This window comes from Acetobacter sp. P1H12_c, from assembly GCF_018811975.1.
Taxonomy (GTDB): Bacteria; Pseudomonadota; Alphaproteobacteria; order Acetobacterales; family Acetobacteraceae; genus Acetobacter; species Acetobacter persici.
In genome coordinates, this window is sequence record NZ_JACRVR010000046.1 from 1 (window position 1) to 17,186 (window position 17,186).

Annotated in this window: 20 protein-coding genes and 3 pseudogenes; 7 read left to right on the top strand and 16 right to left on the bottom strand. The window is 52.0% G+C overall.

Translation table 11 applies throughout. From position 1 onward, the window contains the following. Window positions 1-140, top strand: a pseudogene (locus tag KP699_RS14635) (transposase); the annotation flags it as partial. A gap of 63 nt (window positions 141-203) precedes the next feature. Here the strand turns inward: KP699_RS14635 and KP699_RS14640 are convergent. Beyond that, window positions 204-647 (bottom strand): annotated as a pseudogene (locus tag KP699_RS14640) (transposase); the annotation flags it as partial. A gap of 198 nt (window positions 648-845) precedes the next feature. Between KP699_RS14640 and KP699_RS14645 the strand changes: the two are divergent. Both KP699_RS14645 and KP699_RS14650 read left to right on the top strand, forming a co-directional pair. After that, window positions 846-2,132: an autotransporter strand-loop-strand O-heptosyltransferase gene (locus tag KP699_RS14645; protein WP_215763141.1), complete on the top strand. Its 1,287-nt coding sequence runs from the start codon at window positions 846-848 to the stop codon at window positions 2,130-2,132. Window position 2,133: 1 nt separating this feature from the next. Continuing rightward, window positions 2,134-4,494, top strand: a complete 2,361-nt coding sequence (locus KP699_RS14650; RefSeq protein ID WP_215763142.1) for a Hint domain-containing protein — start codon at window positions 2,134-2,136, stop codon at window positions 4,492-4,494. Between the two features lie 117 nt (window positions 4,495-4,611). Here the strand turns inward: KP699_RS14650 and KP699_RS14655 are convergent, their stop codons facing one another. The 3 genes from KP699_RS14655 to KP699_RS14665 all read right to left on the bottom strand — a co-directional run bounded on the left by KP699_RS14655 (window position 4,612) and on the right by KP699_RS14665 (window position 6,734). Continuing rightward, the gene (locus KP699_RS14655) at window positions 4,612-4,887 is read right to left on the bottom strand and encodes a hypothetical protein (RefSeq protein WP_215763143.1); all 276 of its coding nucleotides are present in this window, start codon (window positions 4,885-4,887) and stop codon (window positions 4,612-4,614) included. Window positions 4,888-4,926: 39 nt separating this feature from the next. Beyond that, a complete protein-coding gene (locus KP699_RS14660) occupies window positions 4,927-6,021 on the bottom strand; it encodes a Fic family protein (protein WP_215763144.1) in 1,095 nt (364 codons plus the stop codon). 110 nt (window positions 6,022-6,131) lie between these two features. Next, window positions 6,132-6,734: a hypothetical protein gene (locus KP699_RS14665; RefSeq protein WP_215763145.1), complete on the bottom strand. Its 603-nt coding sequence runs from the start codon at window positions 6,732-6,734 to the stop codon at window positions 6,132-6,134. 255 nt (window positions 6,735-6,989) lie between these two features. Here KP699_RS14665 and KP699_RS14670 point away from each other — a divergent pair, with 255 nt between their 5' ends. Beyond that, window positions 6,990-7,250, top strand: a complete 261-nt coding sequence (locus KP699_RS14670; protein WP_252347111.1) for a helix-turn-helix domain-containing protein — start codon at window positions 6,990-6,992, stop codon at window positions 7,248-7,250. A 182-nt stretch (window positions 7,251-7,432) separates the two neighbouring features. Here KP699_RS14670 and KP699_RS14675 read toward each other — a convergent pair whose 3' ends face one another. Next, entirely contained in the window at window positions 7,433-7,915 is a 483-nt protein-coding gene (locus KP699_RS14675) for a hypothetical protein (protein ID WP_252347112.1), read from the bottom strand. Window positions 7,916-8,433: 518 nt separating this feature from the next. On the opposite strand from KP699_RS14675, the gene KP699_RS14680 reads away from it, so the two are divergent. After that, window positions 8,434-8,856, top strand: a complete 423-nt coding sequence (locus KP699_RS14680; RefSeq protein WP_215763147.1) for a hypothetical protein — start codon at window positions 8,434-8,436, stop codon at window positions 8,854-8,856. 336 nt (window positions 8,857-9,192) lie between these two features. Here KP699_RS14680 and KP699_RS14685 read toward each other — a convergent pair whose 3' ends face one another. The 7 genes from KP699_RS14685 to KP699_RS14715 form a co-directional block, all read right to left on the bottom strand. Then, window positions 9,193-9,522 (bottom strand): hypothetical protein, encoded by a 330-nt coding sequence (locus tag KP699_RS14685; RefSeq protein WP_215763148.1) that lies wholly within the window; start codon window positions 9,520-9,522, stop codon window positions 9,193-9,195. A gap of 240 nt (window positions 9,523-9,762) precedes the next feature. Continuing rightward, entirely contained in the window at window positions 9,763-10,005 is a 243-nt protein-coding gene (locus KP699_RS14690; protein ID WP_215763149.1) for a BrnA antitoxin family protein, read from the bottom strand. 35 nt (window positions 10,006-10,040) lie between these two features. Further along, entirely contained in the window at window positions 10,041-10,427 is a 387-nt protein-coding gene (locus KP699_RS14695; RefSeq protein ID WP_215763150.1) for a type II toxin-antitoxin system VapC family toxin, read from the bottom strand. After that, window positions 10,424-10,669 (bottom strand): type II toxin-antitoxin system Phd/YefM family antitoxin, encoded by a 246-nt coding sequence (locus KP699_RS14700; RefSeq protein ID WP_215763151.1) that lies wholly within the window; start codon window positions 10,667-10,669, stop codon window positions 10,424-10,426. Before KP699_RS14700 ends, KP699_RS14695 begins: the two co-directional genes overlap by 4 nt. 125 nt (window positions 10,670-10,794) lie before the next feature. After that, the gene (locus KP699_RS14705; RefSeq protein ID WP_215763152.1) at window positions 10,795-11,190 is read right to left on the bottom strand and encodes a type II toxin-antitoxin system death-on-curing family toxin; all 396 of its coding nucleotides are present in this window, start codon (window positions 11,188-11,190) and stop codon (window positions 10,795-10,797) included. Further along, on the bottom strand, window positions 11,187-11,414 hold the full coding sequence (locus KP699_RS14710; protein ID WP_019088712.1) for an AbrB/MazE/SpoVT family DNA-binding domain-containing protein: 228 nt from the start codon (window positions 11,412-11,414) through the stop codon (window positions 11,187-11,189). The genes KP699_RS14705 and KP699_RS14710 overlap by 4 nt, the downstream gene beginning before the upstream one ends. Before the next feature lie 103 nt (window positions 11,415-11,517). Next, complete coding sequence (locus KP699_RS14715) at window positions 11,518-11,925, bottom strand: DUF2442 domain-containing protein (protein WP_215763153.1); 408 nt, start codon at window positions 11,923-11,925, stop codon at window positions 11,518-11,520. A gap of 1,077 nt (window positions 11,926-13,002) precedes the next feature. On the opposite strand from KP699_RS14715, the gene KP699_RS14725 reads away from it, so the two are divergent. After that, window positions 13,003-14,058: a replication initiator protein A gene (locus tag KP699_RS14725; protein WP_215763154.1), complete on the top strand. Its 1,056-nt coding sequence runs from the start codon at window positions 13,003-13,005 to the stop codon at window positions 14,056-14,058. A gap of 39 nt (window positions 14,059-14,097) precedes the next feature. Here KP699_RS14725 and KP699_RS14730 read toward each other — a convergent pair whose 3' ends face one another. The 4 genes and pseudogenes from KP699_RS14730 to KP699_RS14745 form a co-directional block, all read right to left on the bottom strand. Next, window positions 14,098-14,355, bottom strand: coding sequence for a ribbon-helix-helix domain-containing protein (locus KP699_RS14730; protein ID WP_010505208.1), 258 nt, complete (start codon window positions 14,353-14,355; stop codon window positions 14,098-14,100). A 27-nt stretch (window positions 14,356-14,382) separates the two neighbouring features. Then, a complete protein-coding gene (gene parA, locus KP699_RS14735; RefSeq protein WP_215763155.1) occupies window positions 14,383-15,042 on the bottom strand; it encodes a ParA family partition ATPase in 660 nt (219 codons plus the stop codon). Between the two features lie 181 nt (window positions 15,043-15,223). Continuing rightward, a complete protein-coding gene (locus KP699_RS14740) occupies window positions 15,224-15,820 on the bottom strand; it encodes a recombinase family protein (RefSeq protein WP_215763156.1) in 597 nt (198 codons plus the stop codon). A gap of 204 nt (window positions 15,821-16,024) precedes the next feature. Then, a pseudogene (locus KP699_RS14745) lies at window positions 16,025-16,938 on the bottom strand (IS3 family transposase); the annotation flags it as partial. Here KP699_RS14745 and KP699_RS14750 point away from each other — a divergent pair. Next, window positions 16,879-17,186 (top strand): transposase (locus KP699_RS14750; RefSeq protein ID WP_374196959.1); only part of this gene is annotated, 308 nt, incomplete at its 3' end. The pseudogene KP699_RS14745 and the gene KP699_RS14750 sit on opposite strands and share 60 nt — an antisense overlap.

Below are 17,186 nucleotides of genomic sequence, written 5' to 3' on the forward strand. Positions count from 1 at the left end.
GGTTGAGGGATGAATGCCTCAACGAGACGCTGTTCACGTCTCTCAGCCATGCCCGACAGGTTCTGGCTGACTGGCGGGAAGACTACAATAMGGTGCGTCCCCATTCCCAGCTGGATGGCAGGACACCGGATCAGATCGCCAGACAAGGGTCTCGGGGGCATGCCCCCGAGACCCTTGTCATTCCATCAACCCCAAGCCATAAAAACGGGAACTCTCCTTTTAAGTGGATACAAAAAAGGGGGCACGTCACCCCGCTTTTCCGCGGCTGGTGCCTTGATGGACTGGCTATCAACCACGGCGGCCGTCGGGCTCTGCTCGCGCCCTTCGCGTTCACGGTCGAGCATCAGCGCGACGTCGTGGATCGTGCGGAACAGGAGCCGGCGTATGAAGCGGCGGAACCACCAATACACTGTCTGCCAGGGCGGGAAGTCGTTCGGCAGCATACGCCATCCACCGCCTGTTCGTGCCAGATAGCGAAGCGCATCAAGCACATCGCGCAGGTCCGTCGCAGGCTTGCGACCGCGCTTGGCCGCTGACGGCAGAAACGGCTGAATGAACAGTCATTCCTCTTCTGTCAGATCGGTCGGGTAGCGCTTTAATCGCTTCTCAAATCCAGCCATCCGGCCACGGCTCGCTCGGGTCCACATCCCCAGCTTGAATCACGCCCAAGCCACCGCATCAACTCATTCTCAAACAGGCTCTAAAGGTGGGGAGGTCTTCGATCCATCCAGCCACGTGAAATATTTTTGTTGTTGTGAAAAAAACATTAACTTGATGATTTTTATTTTATTAACCATTATCTGGGAGTTGCCATTTCGCGATAAAATTTTGGAACGTCTTAATTAATGCTTCAGAGTCCAATATGCAGTGATCAAAAGGCAACTTCGAGCCATGCACAACCTCTTGGCTCCCAAGCCTCCGATAAGCCAACCTACCCCCCTTCAGCGTCAATCCCAACTCAAGAAGCACATCATGGCATTCGGTTTGATTTCAATTTCGGGTGTCGTGTCCAACTGCCATTACTGGAAGACGGGAAAACATGGCACGTCCGACTTAAAGACCTTGATACGGGTAATATTCTCTTCGAGAAAACCGGCATCTCAACAGGCTTCATTCATTCTAGCAAGCGTTGGTATGTTCGCTTTGGCATAGATGCTTGGATCGAAAGTCAGCCTCAAGGTGGCGTAAAATCAGAGAAAAAGATTTTCAGTCATCACTTCGACCCACAAAACAATGCGATTCTAATCCAATTCCCGGTGGGCACTCTCGGCGACACATTGGCATGGATGCCCTATGCAAACCACTTTGCGAAAAAACATGGTGCCCATGTCACCTGCGCTCTTTCAGGCCTCATCAGTCCTCTATTTGAGAAAGCGTATTCCCATATTAGCTTTTTTACGCACGAGGAGGTCATTGACCAAAAACTCACGGACACATTCTACGCGACCTACAGTTTAGGGCTGTTTTTTGATGACGTGGCATGTGACTGGCAACCGACTGATTTTCGATATGTCGGGTTACATAAAACCGCCGCCTATATCCTTGGGATTTCCCCTGAAGAAGAGCCTGCAAAGATTATTCTTCCTGATGAAAGCTGTCCTCTAAAAGAGCCTTACGTCTGTATCGCCGTACAGGCGAGTTCCCAATGTAAATATTGGAATAACCCGACAGGTTGGCGCGAACTGATCACGTGGCTTAAAGAGCAAGGGTATCGCGTCGTCTGTATCGATCAGAAGGCCGAGCATGGCACAGGTATAGCCTGGAATCACTTGCCGCATGGAGCTGAAGACCAGACAGGAAATCGTCCTCTGGCAGAACGAGCACGCTGGCTTAAGCATGCAGCTTTTTTTATCGGCGGCAGTTCAGGTTTAGCCTGGCTTGCATGGTCTGCAGGCTGTCCTGTGATCATGATTTCAGGATTTACCCACCCTAATAACGAATTCGAAACGCCCGGACGCGTGATCAACTGGCACACCTGTAATTCATGCTGGAATGATCCGAAGGAGCGTTTTGATCACCACGATTTTTTGTGGTGCCCGCGGCACAAAAACTCCGACAGGCAGTTCGAGTGCACAAAACTTATCACCGCAGAAATGGTGATGAATAGAATTAAATTCATTCGGAGAAATTAAAATGAGCTATGTATCTGGTGGAATACTCTATATAGATAGCGTGGTTGGAAACGGAACTACTCCTGCTAATTTTTATGGGTCGCCTTTTTCTTCAGTTACTGTGCAAAGCGGTGGATACTATCACAACGAGACCATAACCTCTGGCGGCATTATAACCGTCAATTCCGGCGGAACTCTGGCTACCGCAACAATTAACGACGGAGGCAGTTTAACTGTAAATCCAGGAGCAACTCTCGAAACCATTACTTTGAATGGTGGAACCATTTTTGCTTACGAAAAGCCATATTTTAATTGGACTTCAAGCGGTGGAACCGTAACTTTAGAGAGTGGAGTAAGCGATGGCGAAAATCCTCTTGCAGGAAGCGCAACAGTTATCGTCAAAGACGGCGCTACTCTTTCTGGTGGCACCTTTCTGTCTGGAAATACTGTCTCCGTATATGCGGGGGGGGTGACGTCCAACATTGTCGCATCCAGCGGAGCTATTGTAGGTATTCAGGGTACTGGATCAAATGTTACGATTGATGCAGACGCCGTTCTGAAAATCACTTCTGGCGGTTTGTTAGAAGGGAGTACAATTCACGGCGACATAAGTAACACCACAAATCAGTTCACAGGTTACGTCGAATCTGGTGGAAGCCTGACCACGACGACAATTGACAATCGTGCCATAATGCATGTGAGTTCGGGTGCTACAACCTCAAATCTGACACTTGAAACGCTGGGTACCCTCGTTGTTGATGCCGGGGCAACCGCCTATAACACCGTTATTTCCAGTGGCGGCGGTCTTGGCCTCGCTGGTACAGCTTCCGGAACAATCGTTAACTCTGGCGGTGTGCTGGAAATCAATTCCAGTGGTGTCGCTCAGGATAATACCATTACCAGTGGCGGGGCCATTGATGCTGACGCTGGCAGCGTCGTGGGCACAACGACAGTGTCGAGTGGCGGATCGCTTACTGTTGCAAGTTCAGCAGCAATTTCAGGTGTTGTCACAATAGCCAATGGCGGCTCTGCAACGATCTGGAACAATGCTGGTGGAACCATTGACCTCGTAGGAGACACCAACCACGGACTGACCATTTCGGGTCTCGAAAATGGTGGTACAGTCAGTACGGTTATCAGTGGGTATACAGGAACGGGACCCGGTGATTCAGATTCAATAGATCTGGCCGGCGTTTCTCCTACGGGTGCAACATACAGCTATCCGTCCAACGATCAGGTGGTCGTAACGTTAAGCAGTGGAAAAACCATCACCCTTAATATCGAAGGCGTCAAAACGACAGGTTTCGCTCTCGTTAGTGATGGCAATGGCGGGTCTGTTGCTGAAGTCTGCTTCCTTGCGGGTAGCCTTATCTCAACCCCGTCTGGAACGATTGCCGTCGAAAATCTGGCAGTCGGTGATAACGTCACAGCATATGTCGATGGGACCGAGACGGTCCGCCAGGTGACATGGGCCGGCCAGGCCCGCTGCACAGTCCGTCCGCATGTTGCTTTAGATCAGGCAGGATATCCCGTTCGCATTCTCAAAAATGCGATCTCTGAGGGCGTTCCCTTTAAAGACATGCTGATCACGGCTGAGCACTGCCTCTTCTTTGACGGTAAGTTCGTGCCGGCCCGTATGCTCGTGAATGGGCGTTCGATCTTCTATGACACCTCGATCACGTCTTACGACTACTATCACATCGAAACCGCTGATCACTCCGTCATCATGGCTGACGGTATGCTGACAGAAAGCTATCTCGATACCGGAAACCGTCGCGCTTTCCGTCAAAATAATGCTGTCGTCTCCATCCCTCTTAGCCGTGATCTCTCCTGGGATAATGCCGCAGCCCCTCTCACCGTGTCGCGTGAAGCCGTCGAGCCGATTTACCGTCAGATTGAAGTCCGTGCCAAAGAGCAGAATTGCCCGGTACACTCCGAAGCCCAGCCTCTGACCTATGACAGCGACCTGCACCTTGTGACCGATACAGGCGCAACAATCCGGGCAGCCCGGACGAATAATGATCAGATTATCTTCATGATTCCTGTCGGCGTCGACAGCGTTCGGATCGTCTCTCGTGCTAGTCGTCCATGTGATGCGCTTGGCCCCTTTGTAGATGATCGTCGGACACTAGGGGTTCTCGTCGGTGAGATCAGACTGTTCGAAAGTAACGCAACCCGCATGCTGAGCGCTCATTTCACTGACGAGAATCTTTCAGGCTGGAGTAATGTCGAAGACGGAACGATGCGTTGGACCGAAGGAAATGCTCTTCTTTCTCTAGGACATCGCCCCTTGGGCAGCATTGCTCTATTATCCGTTCAAATTCTCGCCTCTGGTCCCTATCTGATGACAGACACGACACTAGACATAGCTCTTCAGGCATAACAAAAATGAACCCGGTGACTTCACGTCTCCGGGTTTTTCTTGTAACCTGTCACAATAATACCAGACAGAACCTGGAGACTTCAAAAAACCTTTGACTGGCTGCTCTTGTGCCTGATTTTAGGTTTTTGACGTGTTAATTTCTGGTTTCTTTGCCCGATTTTCGCTCTGAGATTCAAGCAAAGCGAGGGGGTCGTGCTCTGGGTTACCGCGAGGCGCGTTAATCCGCTCCAAGAACAGAAAGTGGCGCTTATTATAGACGATATCCTTGCGAAGCCGCTTGATCGTAACATCGCGGTTTCTGAGCGCTTGCAGGAACTCGAAAGGAAATTCCCCGGGATTAAAAGGTGCCTCGGCAATCCGGGAGACAGCTTCTTCAATCTCAACGGGATTCATGCGTAAAATTCCATACGTTCGAAAAACAGATCATACACCTCATGCACCACCGGACACCTCCAGGAAGAGGCGGACCAGAGGTGCGTTGATATAATAATTGCTCCGCCCTGAGCGGTGCTTGGACAGCAAGCCTTTCTCTGAGAGCTGGTCGAGGTATTTCCCTGCCGTCTGACGCGCGATGTTCAGATCTGCCTGGACATACTCGATTTTCGTGTAAGGATGTCGGAACAGGTTGTTCAGCAACTCCTGGCTGTAAATTTTGGGCAGTTCCGTCCGCATCCGCTGCTTCATGGTGGCCATCTGCGCCCGCATGCCCTCAATCAGCTCCAGGGTAATCCTAGATGTCTCAGCCACGGCACGCAGCATGTAGAGAATCCACGCCTCCCATGCCCCTTCATCCCGCACCTTCTGCAACAGGTGATAATACTCATCCTTGTGGCGTGTGATGTAGCGCGACAGGTAGAGGATCGGGATATCCAAAAGGCTGGTCCGGGTCAGATACAACACGTTCAGGATCCGCCCGACACGACCATTTCCATCCGGGAACGGGTGAATGCTCTCAAACTGATGGTGGATCAGAGCCATCTTAATGAGCGGATCCAGATCACAGAGTCCGTCATCATTCACGAACCGCTCCAGATCCGACATATGCCGGATAATCTCCCGTCCATCCTGCGGCGGCACAAAGACCAATTCCCCAGTGCGCTCATTCTTCAGGGCCGTTCCCGGGGTGTTTCGAAACCCATCTCCCCGCTTCTTGAGCCTCTGGAAAATCGTGATCAGCCCCTTGTTCAGGATCAACCCGTCGGTTTCTTTCAGCTGCTGAAACCCAAGATGAAGGGCATCGCGGTACAGGGCGACCTCCTTGGCCGCCACTGAGTCCGGCCCCTCGGGAAACAGATCAGCCTGGAAAAGCTCATCCTGGGTGGTGACGATATTCTCGATTTCCGAGGACGCCTTGGCTTCCTGTAAAGCCAGCGTATCAATCAGGATCCCCTGATTGGGAATGGTCGCTGCCCGCCCCTTCAGTTCAGCCAGAGCCTTATTGGCCTCGACCAGCGCCTTGAGAACCGGAACCGTTTCTATCTCCGTCTGAGGCGGCAAAGGTCGAATAAGGTAGGTTGGCGTTAACATGATATCCTGACGTGGTAGCGATATCCATTTTTTCTAACACGTCAGAACAATCCGTCAAAGAAATCCGGTTTCTTTGACATATGACGGTCTGCTGAATTCCTATACCCCATTCAGGCCCAAGAAGACTCTGGCAGATACGTCATCACCTCATTGAAGACACGTTCCATCCGGGGCCGAAGATATGCCATCTCTCCGGCAAGACGAATAAAAGTTCGAGAGGGTTTTTCCGCCCCATGCTCAGACTGACTGCACAGCGACCACCTCCCTGGTGTACCAGGAACTTCTGACAGATCCGCCAGACAGATACCGACGTCATACATGCTGTCAAAAGTCGGATTTTCCTCGATAAAACCTTTTTCAAAGATCCGGGGACCTGTGTTCTCAGCATAGTGATCCCTGACCTCCTGCCGCACGGTGTTGAGCGCGTCCTTTTCTGCTCCCTCTTTCACCCGCGCAGGAAGAAACAGGATTTTCTCCCACGGCACATCGGCCTCATGAAGACGGTCTGCCGTCCACATCCCTCTGTGCAGACTGTAAGGATCTGCTGTCACTGGAATGACAAACAGATCAAAGAAGGCATCTTTGGGCGTCAGAAAATCTCTGATCCCCGCCAGAAACGCTTCCACCACATTCATGCGGATATCGGCAATGATGGGGCGGTCTGCATACATCACGATCTGCGCTACCATGTCATCCACCTCAGATCCTCGCATGAAGTGCGCCTCCATGCCCCTGAGGGAAAACATTGTCTCCGGAAATGGCCCCATGAAAAGCATGAGAGGATTTTCCAGAAAGGGCCGGAAAAGATTCACGGCCAGCGTGGTTTTCCCGCAACCTCCTGCTGCCGAAAGAATGCAGATTTTAGGATGAAAAGCACTCTGTGCATGTTTCATGAGAACGGCTCCTCAAAATACATATTATAGTTGATAATATTATAATATGTAATCTGCCATTGCGGATGCATGGATATGCGCCGCCTTGTGGGAGTGAATTTTGCACGTCTGCGCAAGGCACGTGGCCTGACGCAGGAGCAGGTCTCAGACCGCTCAGGCTTCAGTCAGCAATATCTCAGCGGCCTGGAGAAAGGGCATCGCAACCCGACGGTCATCACCCTGTTCGAACTGGCCAACTGCCTTGAAACAACCCCGGATGAATTCCTGCGGGGTGTCAAATCTGACACACTGACAGATACGCCCCCTTCTCCTGTCAGCCCCTCTGCCGTAAGATAAGGCAGGTTACCTTTCTTAGAGAGTAGAGAAAGGGTCGAAGCAGATCCCGCCTTATTGGCGGGATTTGTTTATCTTTCCCACGCTGACAGCTACCATACGAGGATAACCCGACGCCTTCTGAGCAGTTCAGAAGACATATTCTCAACCGTTTGAGCAGCGTTATTCATGGGGCAGCCGTGTGGCTATTTCCCATTTCGATACTTGGCGAACCTGTCGTCTACCCCCCAATCAAGGTCTGGAGTTTTGACATTGAGAGCAGCACGAAGACGCTGCTGCCCGGTTGGGTTTTCCGGGAGAACGTTTTCGCGTCTGACTTCTGGTTTGTCTTCTGCTCGTTCGACATTCTTTTCCGGTTTCTTCTTAGGGAGCGTCAGGGTCGCTAGCTCAGGTGCTACAGACTGGACTGGCTGAGCCGATAACGCGGAAAGATAGGCAGCTTTGATCTTGTTTTTCTCGGCCCATTTTCTGGCCCTGTAAAACGCTGACAAGAAAGCCGTTCTCTCTATCTCTCGCCCTGTCTTCTCTCTTAGCCAAGCTAAAACGCGGTCTCGGCTTTCGCCTTCGACCATGCGCTGTTCTATTTCTGGGAGATGCTTTCTTACGAGTCCAGAAATGGTAACGCCGTCATATTTTTGGGATTCTTCCACTTTCCTTTTCTCCGTCATGATGCCCTCTTTTCGGCAGAAAGACCTATTGAGACTATCTAGCCCATTTGCCTACTTTCTGCATACTTTTTGCCTATTTCTTGACTACCCCGGATTTCCTCTGGGTTTTTTGACTACTTTTTGCCTATTTTTTGCCTATCTCATTCAATTTTTGGGGTGTTTTTTCTTCTCCATTTTGCCTACTTTTTGCCTACTTTTTGAATATTTTCTGACTATTTTTTGCGTATTTTGTCTGTTTTCACGGATGCTCGCTCGCGCTTGCTGAAAGAGGACGCTGTTTTCTGCATAAATGGGTGTGGGAAAGGTCTTGTTTCTGCCCTGTTCTGACGGTTTTTGCTCCTTAATCTGGCTATACACATGACGCAGTCCGCTGGACTGCATAACGCATTGAAAACAAAAGACTTTGTTCGATCTATACAGTTTGTGTGTCCGACACGTGTCGGACATTTCATTGATTTTATGGCTATTTTCTGCGACAATACGTCCGACAAAATGATATCCATTGGACAGAAACCGTTATGCGAGAACGCAAATACACGGTGAGATTCACCGAAGACGAAGCTGAATGGCTTCAGGAGGTTGCTCTTGATGGCAACGTGTCTGGCTATATTCGGGACACCGTTTTGAGACAGTCCAAAAGTGACCGCAAACTGGTCAGCATGAATGAAAGACTGGTGGACCTTCGTCAGGACATGAGGCTGGTTACAGACCTTCTGGATGACCTGAACCGGAAGGTTGCTACCAAACCCACTGCACCGGACGCGACCGGCTCACAGGAGCCGGATGACATCCCGGACGAGCTGATGGCTATGGTGCTGGAAATCCTGCTTCTGACGCGTGCGAATTCAACCCGTCAGGATATCCGTATGGCACAGGGATCGGTTGAATACGCCAGATTGCCTGTGTGGGAAGGCAAGAAGCGCTCCTCAAAAACCGAATAATTTGTGCTCAGAAAGCTCTGGCAATAGCCCATGGTTGTAAATCGTGTTCCAATGAATGATGGTGGTTATCCTCACCATCGGGCCGCTTGGCCTACGAAATGGACAGGGCGGGACAGATTCAGGCGTTCGGTCTGTGCAAGATCGAAGGCTACAAGATCAGAACCGACCAGAAAGGGACATGGTGCGTACCCACTTCCGGTAATGGCCTAGAATGGCCCATGACGCGCCCCTGACCGTTTCCAGCTATATTAAACCCACACACCCCATTCCTGAGCCATTTACAGGCCAATCTGAGCGATGCGCCAAGTCTGGGCGGAAACAGATCTCCTCTTGTTTCTATTTTTGTGACGTGTCACGAATTATCTTTGCCAAGCGTTCAGAGAAAAACCATTCCTCAGCCTGCTTGCGGGACTTGCCTGAATGGATACCAAGCGCTTCCCAAAACTGCCGATATTCTGGCTTCCATGTCGTTTGATTTATTATGTGACGTGTCACGAAATAAGGAATCTGATCCCGGATCAGGCTGCCACAAAACTGTTCTTTCGTGGCACCTTCAGGAGCGGTTTCTGATTTGGAGCGTTGCCGCGCCTTCCTTTGCGCTGGTGTCATCGCCTTTTTACCCAAAGGAGGCCTACCGCGTTTTTTAGGTGCTGGCGTATCTGTCATGGTGATCTCTTATTTCGTGATACGTCACTATAATATAAAAATCGTGACGTGTCACAAAATTATATAGCGCTGCTATTTTGGCCTCACCTCAGCAGCCCCGCCATTCAATGGAGTGTCTCGCGATCCTGCCAATTGGCGCAGCGGTAATCATGACCGTATTTGCGGCTGTGATGATAGGTGCGAGACATGGGGAGTTTTCCCGCCATCGCCCGATCTCCTCTGTTTTGGCTGGAATACGCTTTATCTCATCTGTGCTATATCGGTCTCCAGCAGCATCCGGACATAGCGTGTGTATGGGATGCCCTTTGCCTTCGCTCTAGTTTTCACTGCGTCCAGCAGGGACGCTGGCAGGCGCATGTTGAGGGCGGCCGCCTTGGGTTCGATCTCAAAGCGCATGGGCTTGAAACCGGACAGATCATATTGGGTCAGATCGGCGGTCACGCCGAAATCCTCGGCCGCTTCTTCACTGTCCAGCAAGGGCATGGACCTCTTTTGCTGCTCATAGTGATCGATATCCTTCAGACGGCTTCGATCGGGCCAGGATAAGCCTTTACCAGCGGATCATGGGTCAGCAGAAGCAATCCTTCCACTGTGGCCTGAGCTACCAAGATACGGTCAAAAGGATCCCGATACACATCTGGCTGTTGTCTCACGGCCAGAGCATGCTGGCTGGTGATCGGTAACTCCTCATAGCCGTTTTCGATCAGACCGCGTCGCAGCAGATGAGGATCGACCTGGAAGTCTGCCCGTCCCAGCCCGGTCTTAATGGTGATCTCCCAGAGACTGGCCGCACTGAAGACCAGATCATTGCCCGGATCTTCCATCAGGGTTCTCGCCCGTGCTGACAGCTTATCTGGCTCTCCGGCCGCCCAGAGCAGCAGATGGGTATCCAGAAGGAGCTTCATGTCGGACCGTCGAACAGAGACACAATCTCGTCCTGCCCCATGCGATCAAAATCCTCGGGCACCCGGATTTTTCCGGCAAGAAACCCCAGACGCCGTTGCTGTAACTCTTCAGGAGCCGTAATCGGGCTGACCCGCACCATCGGCCGGCCGGCTTTGGCAATGATGAAGCTTTCTCCTTTCATGGCGGCGTCAATCAGCCGGGACAGATGCGTCTTGGCTTCGTGGATGTTGACTGTGCGCATGACGGAAGCCTCCTGAGTCTACCAAAAAAAGACTTAGTCATATTAGTCTGGTCTATCAAGGCAAATGTCGCCAGGACCACCTCAGGAAACGAAAAAAGCACGCCCATCGCGTTCTTCGCCTACCGTCATACCCTTTCGGATGCGACATTGGCGGTCAGGAATGCCGCATAGCCCAGTTCGTCCATCTGACCTGCCGCCAGCGCGAGAACTGCATTTGCTGCATCTTCCTGGGCTGCCGTGAAACGATAGCCGTTCAGTTCCAGAAACAGCACACCGAGCACAAAGCCCGTACGCTTGTTCCCGTCGATGAAAGGATGGTTTTTGACGATACCCGCCGTATAGACGGCCGCCAGATGCACTGGATCCAGCGGATCTGCATAGACCGCATGCTGCTGTGGCCGGGCAAGCGCGGATTTCAGAAGACCAGCATCCCTTACGCCGGAAGTACCACCATGCGCCCCCAACAGCCGGTCATGCAGGATCAGGGCTTCCCGTTCGTCTATCCAGACGAAAGCTGTCATTGGGCCAGAACATGCAGCGTATCACGGTAGCGCCGCATAATATCCTCAGCCTTTGTCATTTTGGTTTCGAAGTCAGGATCATAGGGTACGAGCCGATAGCCGCCGTCTGGTGCTTCGGTCAGATACAGGGGCGCGCCGTCCTGGGTGTTCAGCCGTGAAATCACTTCCTTGGGCAGCACGACCCCGAGTGAGTTTCCGAACTTTCGCACTTTCAGCTCGACCATAGTGAATCCCCCTAATGTTATTACTAATGTAATAACCATTTGCGATTTCAGCAACCACCATGCTCACCGGCCTGTCTAGCTCACAGTGATCAGCAGTCTTTCCTTACGCGACGTTTCTGGGCCGACCGCCTTTCGCACCATTCCGACGTGCGGCCGCCGCCTTTGCGGGACTGACGGAAGATCCGCCTACACGTCCCATCTGTGCTGCCATCCAGCTTCGGGAACCGTAGATACCGTGGATGAGACCTTCGACCAGGACATCAGCATCAAGACGGGGCCAGTGAAGCCCATTCCCCAGCGGGGTAATCTCGATCTCAGCCAGATCATTCAGGGAAGCCCCCTGCAGATCCTGTAGCAGATCCACAGGCACGTTCATTTCAACACCGTTGGAGAGCGTGACATGAAGGGCGCGGCGCGCACGGATCAACCGTGCGGAGACCGCATGAGGAACTGTCGCTCGATGAAGCGCGTCTGCTTCACGAGCAGCCTGATAGTTCACGTTATTCGCCATGTATCGTCTCCCATGCTTCCGCCAGCATCTCAGCGTGGTCCTGCACGATGACAAGGGCTTCCTGTATAGCCTTATCCTTCATGCCACCTGCCCGTATCAGGCGGGCTTTCCTGCCAATTTTGATCACCGCTTCCCCACCGCGCTTATGACGTGAACGTGCATCGGCACATGATCTGCCGTGTAAATCACGACACGAAATCCATTGATGCGTAGAAGCGTCGGCATAATTCACCATATCCCTAACGCTTGGGTTTTTTCAATCAGAACTATCCCGCCAAAAGTCAGGAGGAGAATATCTGGACGGTCAGACAGAAATGGCCAGCCTACCAACCCCTGATAAAGCTCGTAGAGCGTCATGGGAGGCCGTACAAAGCGCAATTCCCGTTATCTCCACCCAACATAGCAATTACATATGGGAACGCCTGTACGGCCATCCTGTAGCGTCTGGTGGACATGCTGCAACACGTGAGCCGCTGAATGATCGCCTGAACTCTGATGTGTCTTGAGCAAATTGTGATCTTGCCCGGTTCCTCTGATATTGCAGGCGTCGGGCGAACGCGGAGCGGGAGCCCCGTAGGGCGCCAGAGGCGCCGACGCAGGAGAGGGAGGTGTTGGTGGAGAGACGATGCATTGCATCGTCAGATTATGATTTCGCGCCGTAGGCGTGTCCGTTCAGCGCAGGCCCAAAGGGCCGAGCAGGGGGATGCTGGGTGGGAGATTGCGCGAAGCGCGATCGGGGCGGCCGTAGGCCGTGAGCCGGCGGGGGCGTAGCCCCCAAGAGGCGGTGCTTGGGTCGAATTTGATTGGAAATTTTTGAGATTTGTGAGTTATCCACAGATCAGATGGTCAGAGAGGGTGTTAAATAGGTGTTAGATTCTGTGTTAAGCGATTCTAGCATCCATTTAACACACTGATATAAAAACAGAATTTCTGGGTTTTTCTTCGGTTTGGTATTTAAAACCCCGAATCACGGTATTTAAAACCCCGAATCTTGGTATTTAAAACCCCGAATCTCGGTTTCGGTATTTAAAACCCCGAATCACTTGACGCAGGTATGTAAAACCCCGAACTTTAGGCATGGTATCTGAAACCCCGAATCAGCCTGTTGTCCATGAGGCCCTCCTGCCGGAGCGTCATCCGCAGCATGACTTATTCATCTGCGACGTGGCAGATGCCGTGCTTAAGGACGTGATGCCGCAAATGGAGCATCCGTTCTATTCCCTGTCGAAAAAACCCGAGACTTCCGTTCGTCGCTATGAACATAACGGGCAATGGCTGGAAATCACGCCAAGCGTGAAGGGCCTTGCTACAATCTACGATAAGGATATTCTGATTTACTGTATTTCGCAGATCATGGCGAAACTAAAGGCCGGGGAAAAAGTATCGCAACGGGTGCGGATCAGCAGCCGTGACTTACTCATCTTCACCAATCGCGGAACGGCAGGGAAGGACTACAAAGCCCTCATCGAAGCCCTCGACCGCCTTGAAGGCACACGTATCCGCACTAACATTGTTACAGGCGACGAAGAACAGGTGGACGGTTTTGGCCTGATCGACGCTTCATCCATCCGCCGCAAACTTGGCCTCGACGGTCGCCTATTGCATTGCGAGATCAAGCTGTCGGATTGGGTCTTTAACGCAATTAAGAGCAATGATGTTCTGACACTGCATCGTGATTATTTCCGGCTACGCAAACCGCTGGAACGACGCGTTTATGAACTCGCCCGCAAACATTGCGGTCAGCAAGCGGTATGGAAAGCCTCTCTTGAGATCCTACTGAAAAAATCAGGCTCTCAAAGCCCAGAAAAATTATTCCGACAGATGATAAAGAACCTCGCTGCAAGCGATCATCTACCGGATTACCGTGTCGAATTCGATTCTCAGAAAGACATGGTAACATTCATCAATCGCGGCACAATGAAAGCTGCCGAGCCAGCAGCCGAGGCTTGGATGGGTGCGCTTGATCCTGATATTTACGGGGACGCTCGGAACATCGCGCCAGGGTGGGATGTGCATCATCTCGAAAGAGAATGGCGCATGTGGCTGGGTGATAACGAGATCGCTCCGAAGAACCCTGAGCGGCATTTCATCAAATTCTGCGAGACGTGGTTTGCTAAGCGTGGTCAACCCTGATTGTACAAATATACAAGCATAATCTATCTAAATAGATAGTCAGCGCTCTCCAAAAGGATGACGACCGTGCTTACGCATCAAGTCATCAATAGCCTCCCCGATCAAACCCTGAATAGTTGTATCGGTATCAAGCGCAAGTTGATGTAATCCCTTACTAACTGCTGGGGAAAAATACCCCACCACAGCCCGCTTACCTTCTCTTGGATTACGTGGGCGGGCTTTCTCTACCACCGTCTGCGCTGCCGGTTCCACAACCGATGGCGCGACCGTTTTTTTGAGACCAGCAAACCGACTCATGCCGTATATCCTTAACTTAGAAAATTGCTAACGTGCTTTTGTGTCATCTTGTTTGTGTGATGGCATGTTAACTTGACCACATACCCAATTCCACAACAGTGCTATATCAGCAGCAGCCTTGCTTTCCGGCTCTGCTTCCTGCGCGGTCCGACCGGAACCAACGCTGTGATGAAAAACTGCACGCTCGGGCAAAACAACAGGAGCAACAGGGATACCAAACTGCGCCACAACCTCGGCCGCCTCCTTATAAACTTGGGGCGCACGAGGAGGACCCGCAGTAAAAATCACGAAGGCAGGCTTGCCGCTGGCTCGCACAAGCTCCGCCGTTGTTCTAACAGCGTCCATATCGAAAGCACGTGGTCTGCATGGAATTAATAAGAAATCAGCGACACGACACGCCTCACGCGCCATAATATCGGCATGTGGTGGGGTATCTATTATCGATAGTTCTGCGCCCAGTTCGGACGCTTGTTCTAGCTTTCTTGATAACAAGGCGTGAGCCGCACAATCCACTACATCAGGCTCGACATCTCCCCGCCACGCTTTCCATGAACTTGCAGTCGCCTGCGGATCGGTATCGAGGATCAGAGAAACGTATCCAGCGGCACTGGCACTAGTAGCCAAGTGTAGGGCAAGCGTCGTCTTCCCAGCGCCTCCCTTCTGACTAATGATCGCGATTGTTTTCATGCCACCATGTTTCCGTGTTAACACATTAACTAATTACCATGTTATTTTGATAACTCAATATCTTCCWAAAAAAACCCGCCGATTTAATCGAACCAAACATTTCTCATGCCTCAGATCGATGCCGTTAACACCTGTAGAATGCTATCATGTTTTTGTGTTAACATATAAACATGATGACGTGCTATCTTTCTCTTTGCACAATGGCAGCGACAGTGTTCTTGCTGATTCCCAGATCGCGGGCGATCCACCGATAACTCCGCTTTTCAGCCACCAGCGCCAGAACCTTCGGAGCCAGACGGTCAGACTTCGGCCGCTGTCCTTTCTGTCGGCCGAGAACCTTCCCGCGCGCCCTGGCGGCGGCCAGACCAGACTTCACCCGCTCGCTAATCAGATCCCGTTCGAACTCAGCAATCCCGGCCAGAACCGTCGCCAGCATTCGTCCATGTGGTGTTGCCAAGTCGAACGTCATTCCCGTTATGGCGATCAGGGAAACACGATAGCTCTCCAGCTCCTGAAGCGTGGAGATGAGATCAATAGTCGAGCGTCCCCAGCGGGACAGCTCCGTCACCAGGATGGCGTCAATTTCACGGGCCTGGGCCAGTGCCATGACCTTGCGACGCTCGGTCCGATCCACCCGGACGCCAGAGCCGGTCTCCATGAAAATGCCAGACACTTCATAGCCCGCGCGTTCGGCAAACCGCTTCAGCTCGTCCTTCTGGCGCACGCAGGACTGATCAGCCGTGGAAACCCGGCAATAGATGACCGCGCGTTGTCCCATTTGAACCCTCCCGGAAAAACCACCATGCAGCCGTTGATACACCGTGGCTCCGGATAGTCCCAATATGACTATAGATAAAATGGTACATAATTGTTATTCTTATCCGCACACCGAATGAGAATTGAGAGGTATTTATGTCACTTCAGCTTCAACAGTCGGTTGAGGGGTAATCCCCCCATTTTTAGTGGGGTTCTGACTGAGAATTCAGGCAGCTGCTTTTAGTTTCTGGACGGGCGTGAACCCGCTGTTCCCCATGTTGGGTCTGTCATTGTTATATGTCCAGAGCCATTGTGTTGCGACCTCCTGTACGTCCTGAATGCTTTCAAACAGATGCTGCTCCAGCCATTCCTGCCGGACAGTCCTGTTGTAGCGTTCAATATAGGCGTTCTGCTGCGGATTACCCGGTTGCGTATAGATCAGGGTAATCCCCTTCTTTTCGGCCCATGAAACCAACGTATGACTGACATATTCCGGGCCATTGTCCATTCGGATAGCCTCTGGCCTGCCACGCCACTCCATAACCTGCTCCAGACAGCGGACAACCCGACAGGCCGGCAGGGAAAAATCGACCTCTATCGCCAGTCCTTCACGATTGAAGTCATCCAGAATGTTCAGGAGCCGAAAAGCGCGTCCATCCAAAAGCCTGTCCGCCATAAAATCCATGGACCAGACCGTGTTGGGAAGGAGCGGAACCGACAGCTTTCCAGGCTTTTCGCGAACCAGACGCCTGCGGGGTTTAATCCGCAGGTTGAGTTCCAGTTCCCGATAAATCCGATAAACCCGCTTATGATTCCAGACCTGTCCCTGCACGTTACGCAGATACAGAAAACACAGGCCAAATCCCCATCTCCTGTGAGCCTGGGTCAGTCCCACCAGAAGATCGGCAATCCTGTCGTTCTCCGCCGCCAGTCGCGGACAATAGCGAAAGCAGGTCTCGGATATCCCAAAAATCCGACAGGCCAGCGCAATGCTGACCCCGTGATGCGCCACAGCCTGTGCGGCCAGTTCCCGGCGCTGGGCTGGCCGCTTCATTTTTTTCCCAGGGCTTCCTTCAGGATATCCGTCTGCATGCTCAGATCCGCATACATCCGCTTCAGCCGACGGTTCTCTTCTTCCAAAGCGTCTGGGCTGATACAGCGTATCGCTCAAAAGCCAATGAAGACTTCATGGAAAAGCAGGGCTTTGTCTCAAAGGTTCACAGGAAGAAGCCGCATCTCAAACCCATGCCACTCCATATCCAGCGGTCCAATGCAGGAAAGTCCGTGATCCGATCCCGCGTCGAGCATGTCTTTGCTGACCAGAAATCGCAAATGGGTCTGTTCGTCCGAACTGTCGGTATCACCCGGGCCACCATGAGGATCGGCCT

Bases quoted from the DNA above. Each gene is read 5' to 3' on its own strand.
- KP699_RS14645 (WP_215763141.1), top strand. From the start codon at position 846: ATGCTTCAGAGTCCAATATGCAGTGATCAAAAGGCAACTTCGAGCCAT.
- KP699_RS14650 (WP_215763142.1), top strand. From the start codon at position 2,134: ATGAGCTATGTATCTGGTGGAATACTCTATATAGATAGCGTGGTTGGA.
- KP699_RS14655 (WP_215763143.1), bottom strand. From the start codon at position 4,887: ATGAATCCCGTTGAGATTGAAGAAGCTGTCTCCCGGATTGCCGAGGCA.
- KP699_RS14660 (WP_215763144.1), bottom strand. From the start codon at position 6,021: ATGTTAACGCCAACCTACCTTATTCGACCTTTGCCGCCTCAGACGGAG.
- KP699_RS14665 (WP_215763145.1), bottom strand. From the start codon at position 6,734: ATGCGAGGATCTGAGGTGGATGACATGGTAGCGCAGATCGTGATGTAT.
- KP699_RS14670 (WP_252347111.1), top strand. From the start codon at position 6,990: ATGCGCCGCCTTGTGGGAGTGAATTTTGCACGTCTGCGCAAGGCACGT.
- KP699_RS14675 (WP_252347112.1), bottom strand. From the start codon at position 7,915: ATGACGGAGAAAAGGAAAGTGGAAGAATCCCAAAAATATGACGGCGTT.
- KP699_RS14680 (WP_215763147.1), top strand. From the start codon at position 8,434: ATGCGAGAACGCAAATACACGGTGAGATTCACCGAAGACGAAGCTGAA.
- KP699_RS14685 (WP_215763148.1), bottom strand. From the start codon at position 9,522: ATGACAGATACGCCAGCACCTAAAAAACGCGGTAGGCCTCCTTTGGGT.
- KP699_RS14690 (WP_215763149.1), bottom strand. From the start codon at position 10,005: ATGCCCTTGCTGGACAGTGAAGAAGCGGCCGAGGATTTCGGCGTGACC.
- KP699_RS14695 (WP_215763150.1), bottom strand. From the start codon at position 10,427: ATGAAGCTCCTTCTGGATACCCATCTGCTGCTCTGGGCGGCCGGAGAG.
- KP699_RS14700 (WP_215763151.1), bottom strand. From the start codon at position 10,669: ATGCGCACAGTCAACATCCACGAAGCCAAGACGCATCTGTCCCGGCTG.
- KP699_RS14705 (WP_215763152.1), bottom strand. From the start codon at position 11,190: ATGACAGCTTTCGTCTGGATAGACGAACGGGAAGCCCTGATCCTGCAT.
- KP699_RS14710 (WP_019088712.1), bottom strand. From the start codon at position 11,414: ATGGTCGAGCTGAAAGTGCGAAAGTTCGGAAACTCACTCGGGGTCGTG.
- KP699_RS14715 (WP_215763153.1), bottom strand. From the start codon at position 11,925: ATGGCGAATAACGTGAACTATCAGGCTGCTCGTGAAGCAGACGCGCTT.
- KP699_RS14725 (WP_215763154.1), top strand. From the start codon at position 13,003: ATGGTATCTGAAACCCCGAATCAGCCTGTTGTCCATGAGGCCCTCCTG.
- KP699_RS14730 (WP_010505208.1), bottom strand. From the start codon at position 14,355: ATGAGTCGGTTTGCTGGTCTCAAAAAAACGGTCGCGCCATCGGTTGTG.
- parA (WP_215763155.1), bottom strand. From the start codon at position 15,042: ATGAAAACAATCGCGATCATTAGTCAGAAGGGAGGCGCTGGGAAGACG.
- KP699_RS14740 (WP_215763156.1), bottom strand. From the start codon at position 15,820: ATGGGACAACGCGCGGTCATCTATTGCCGGGTTTCCACGGCTGATCAG.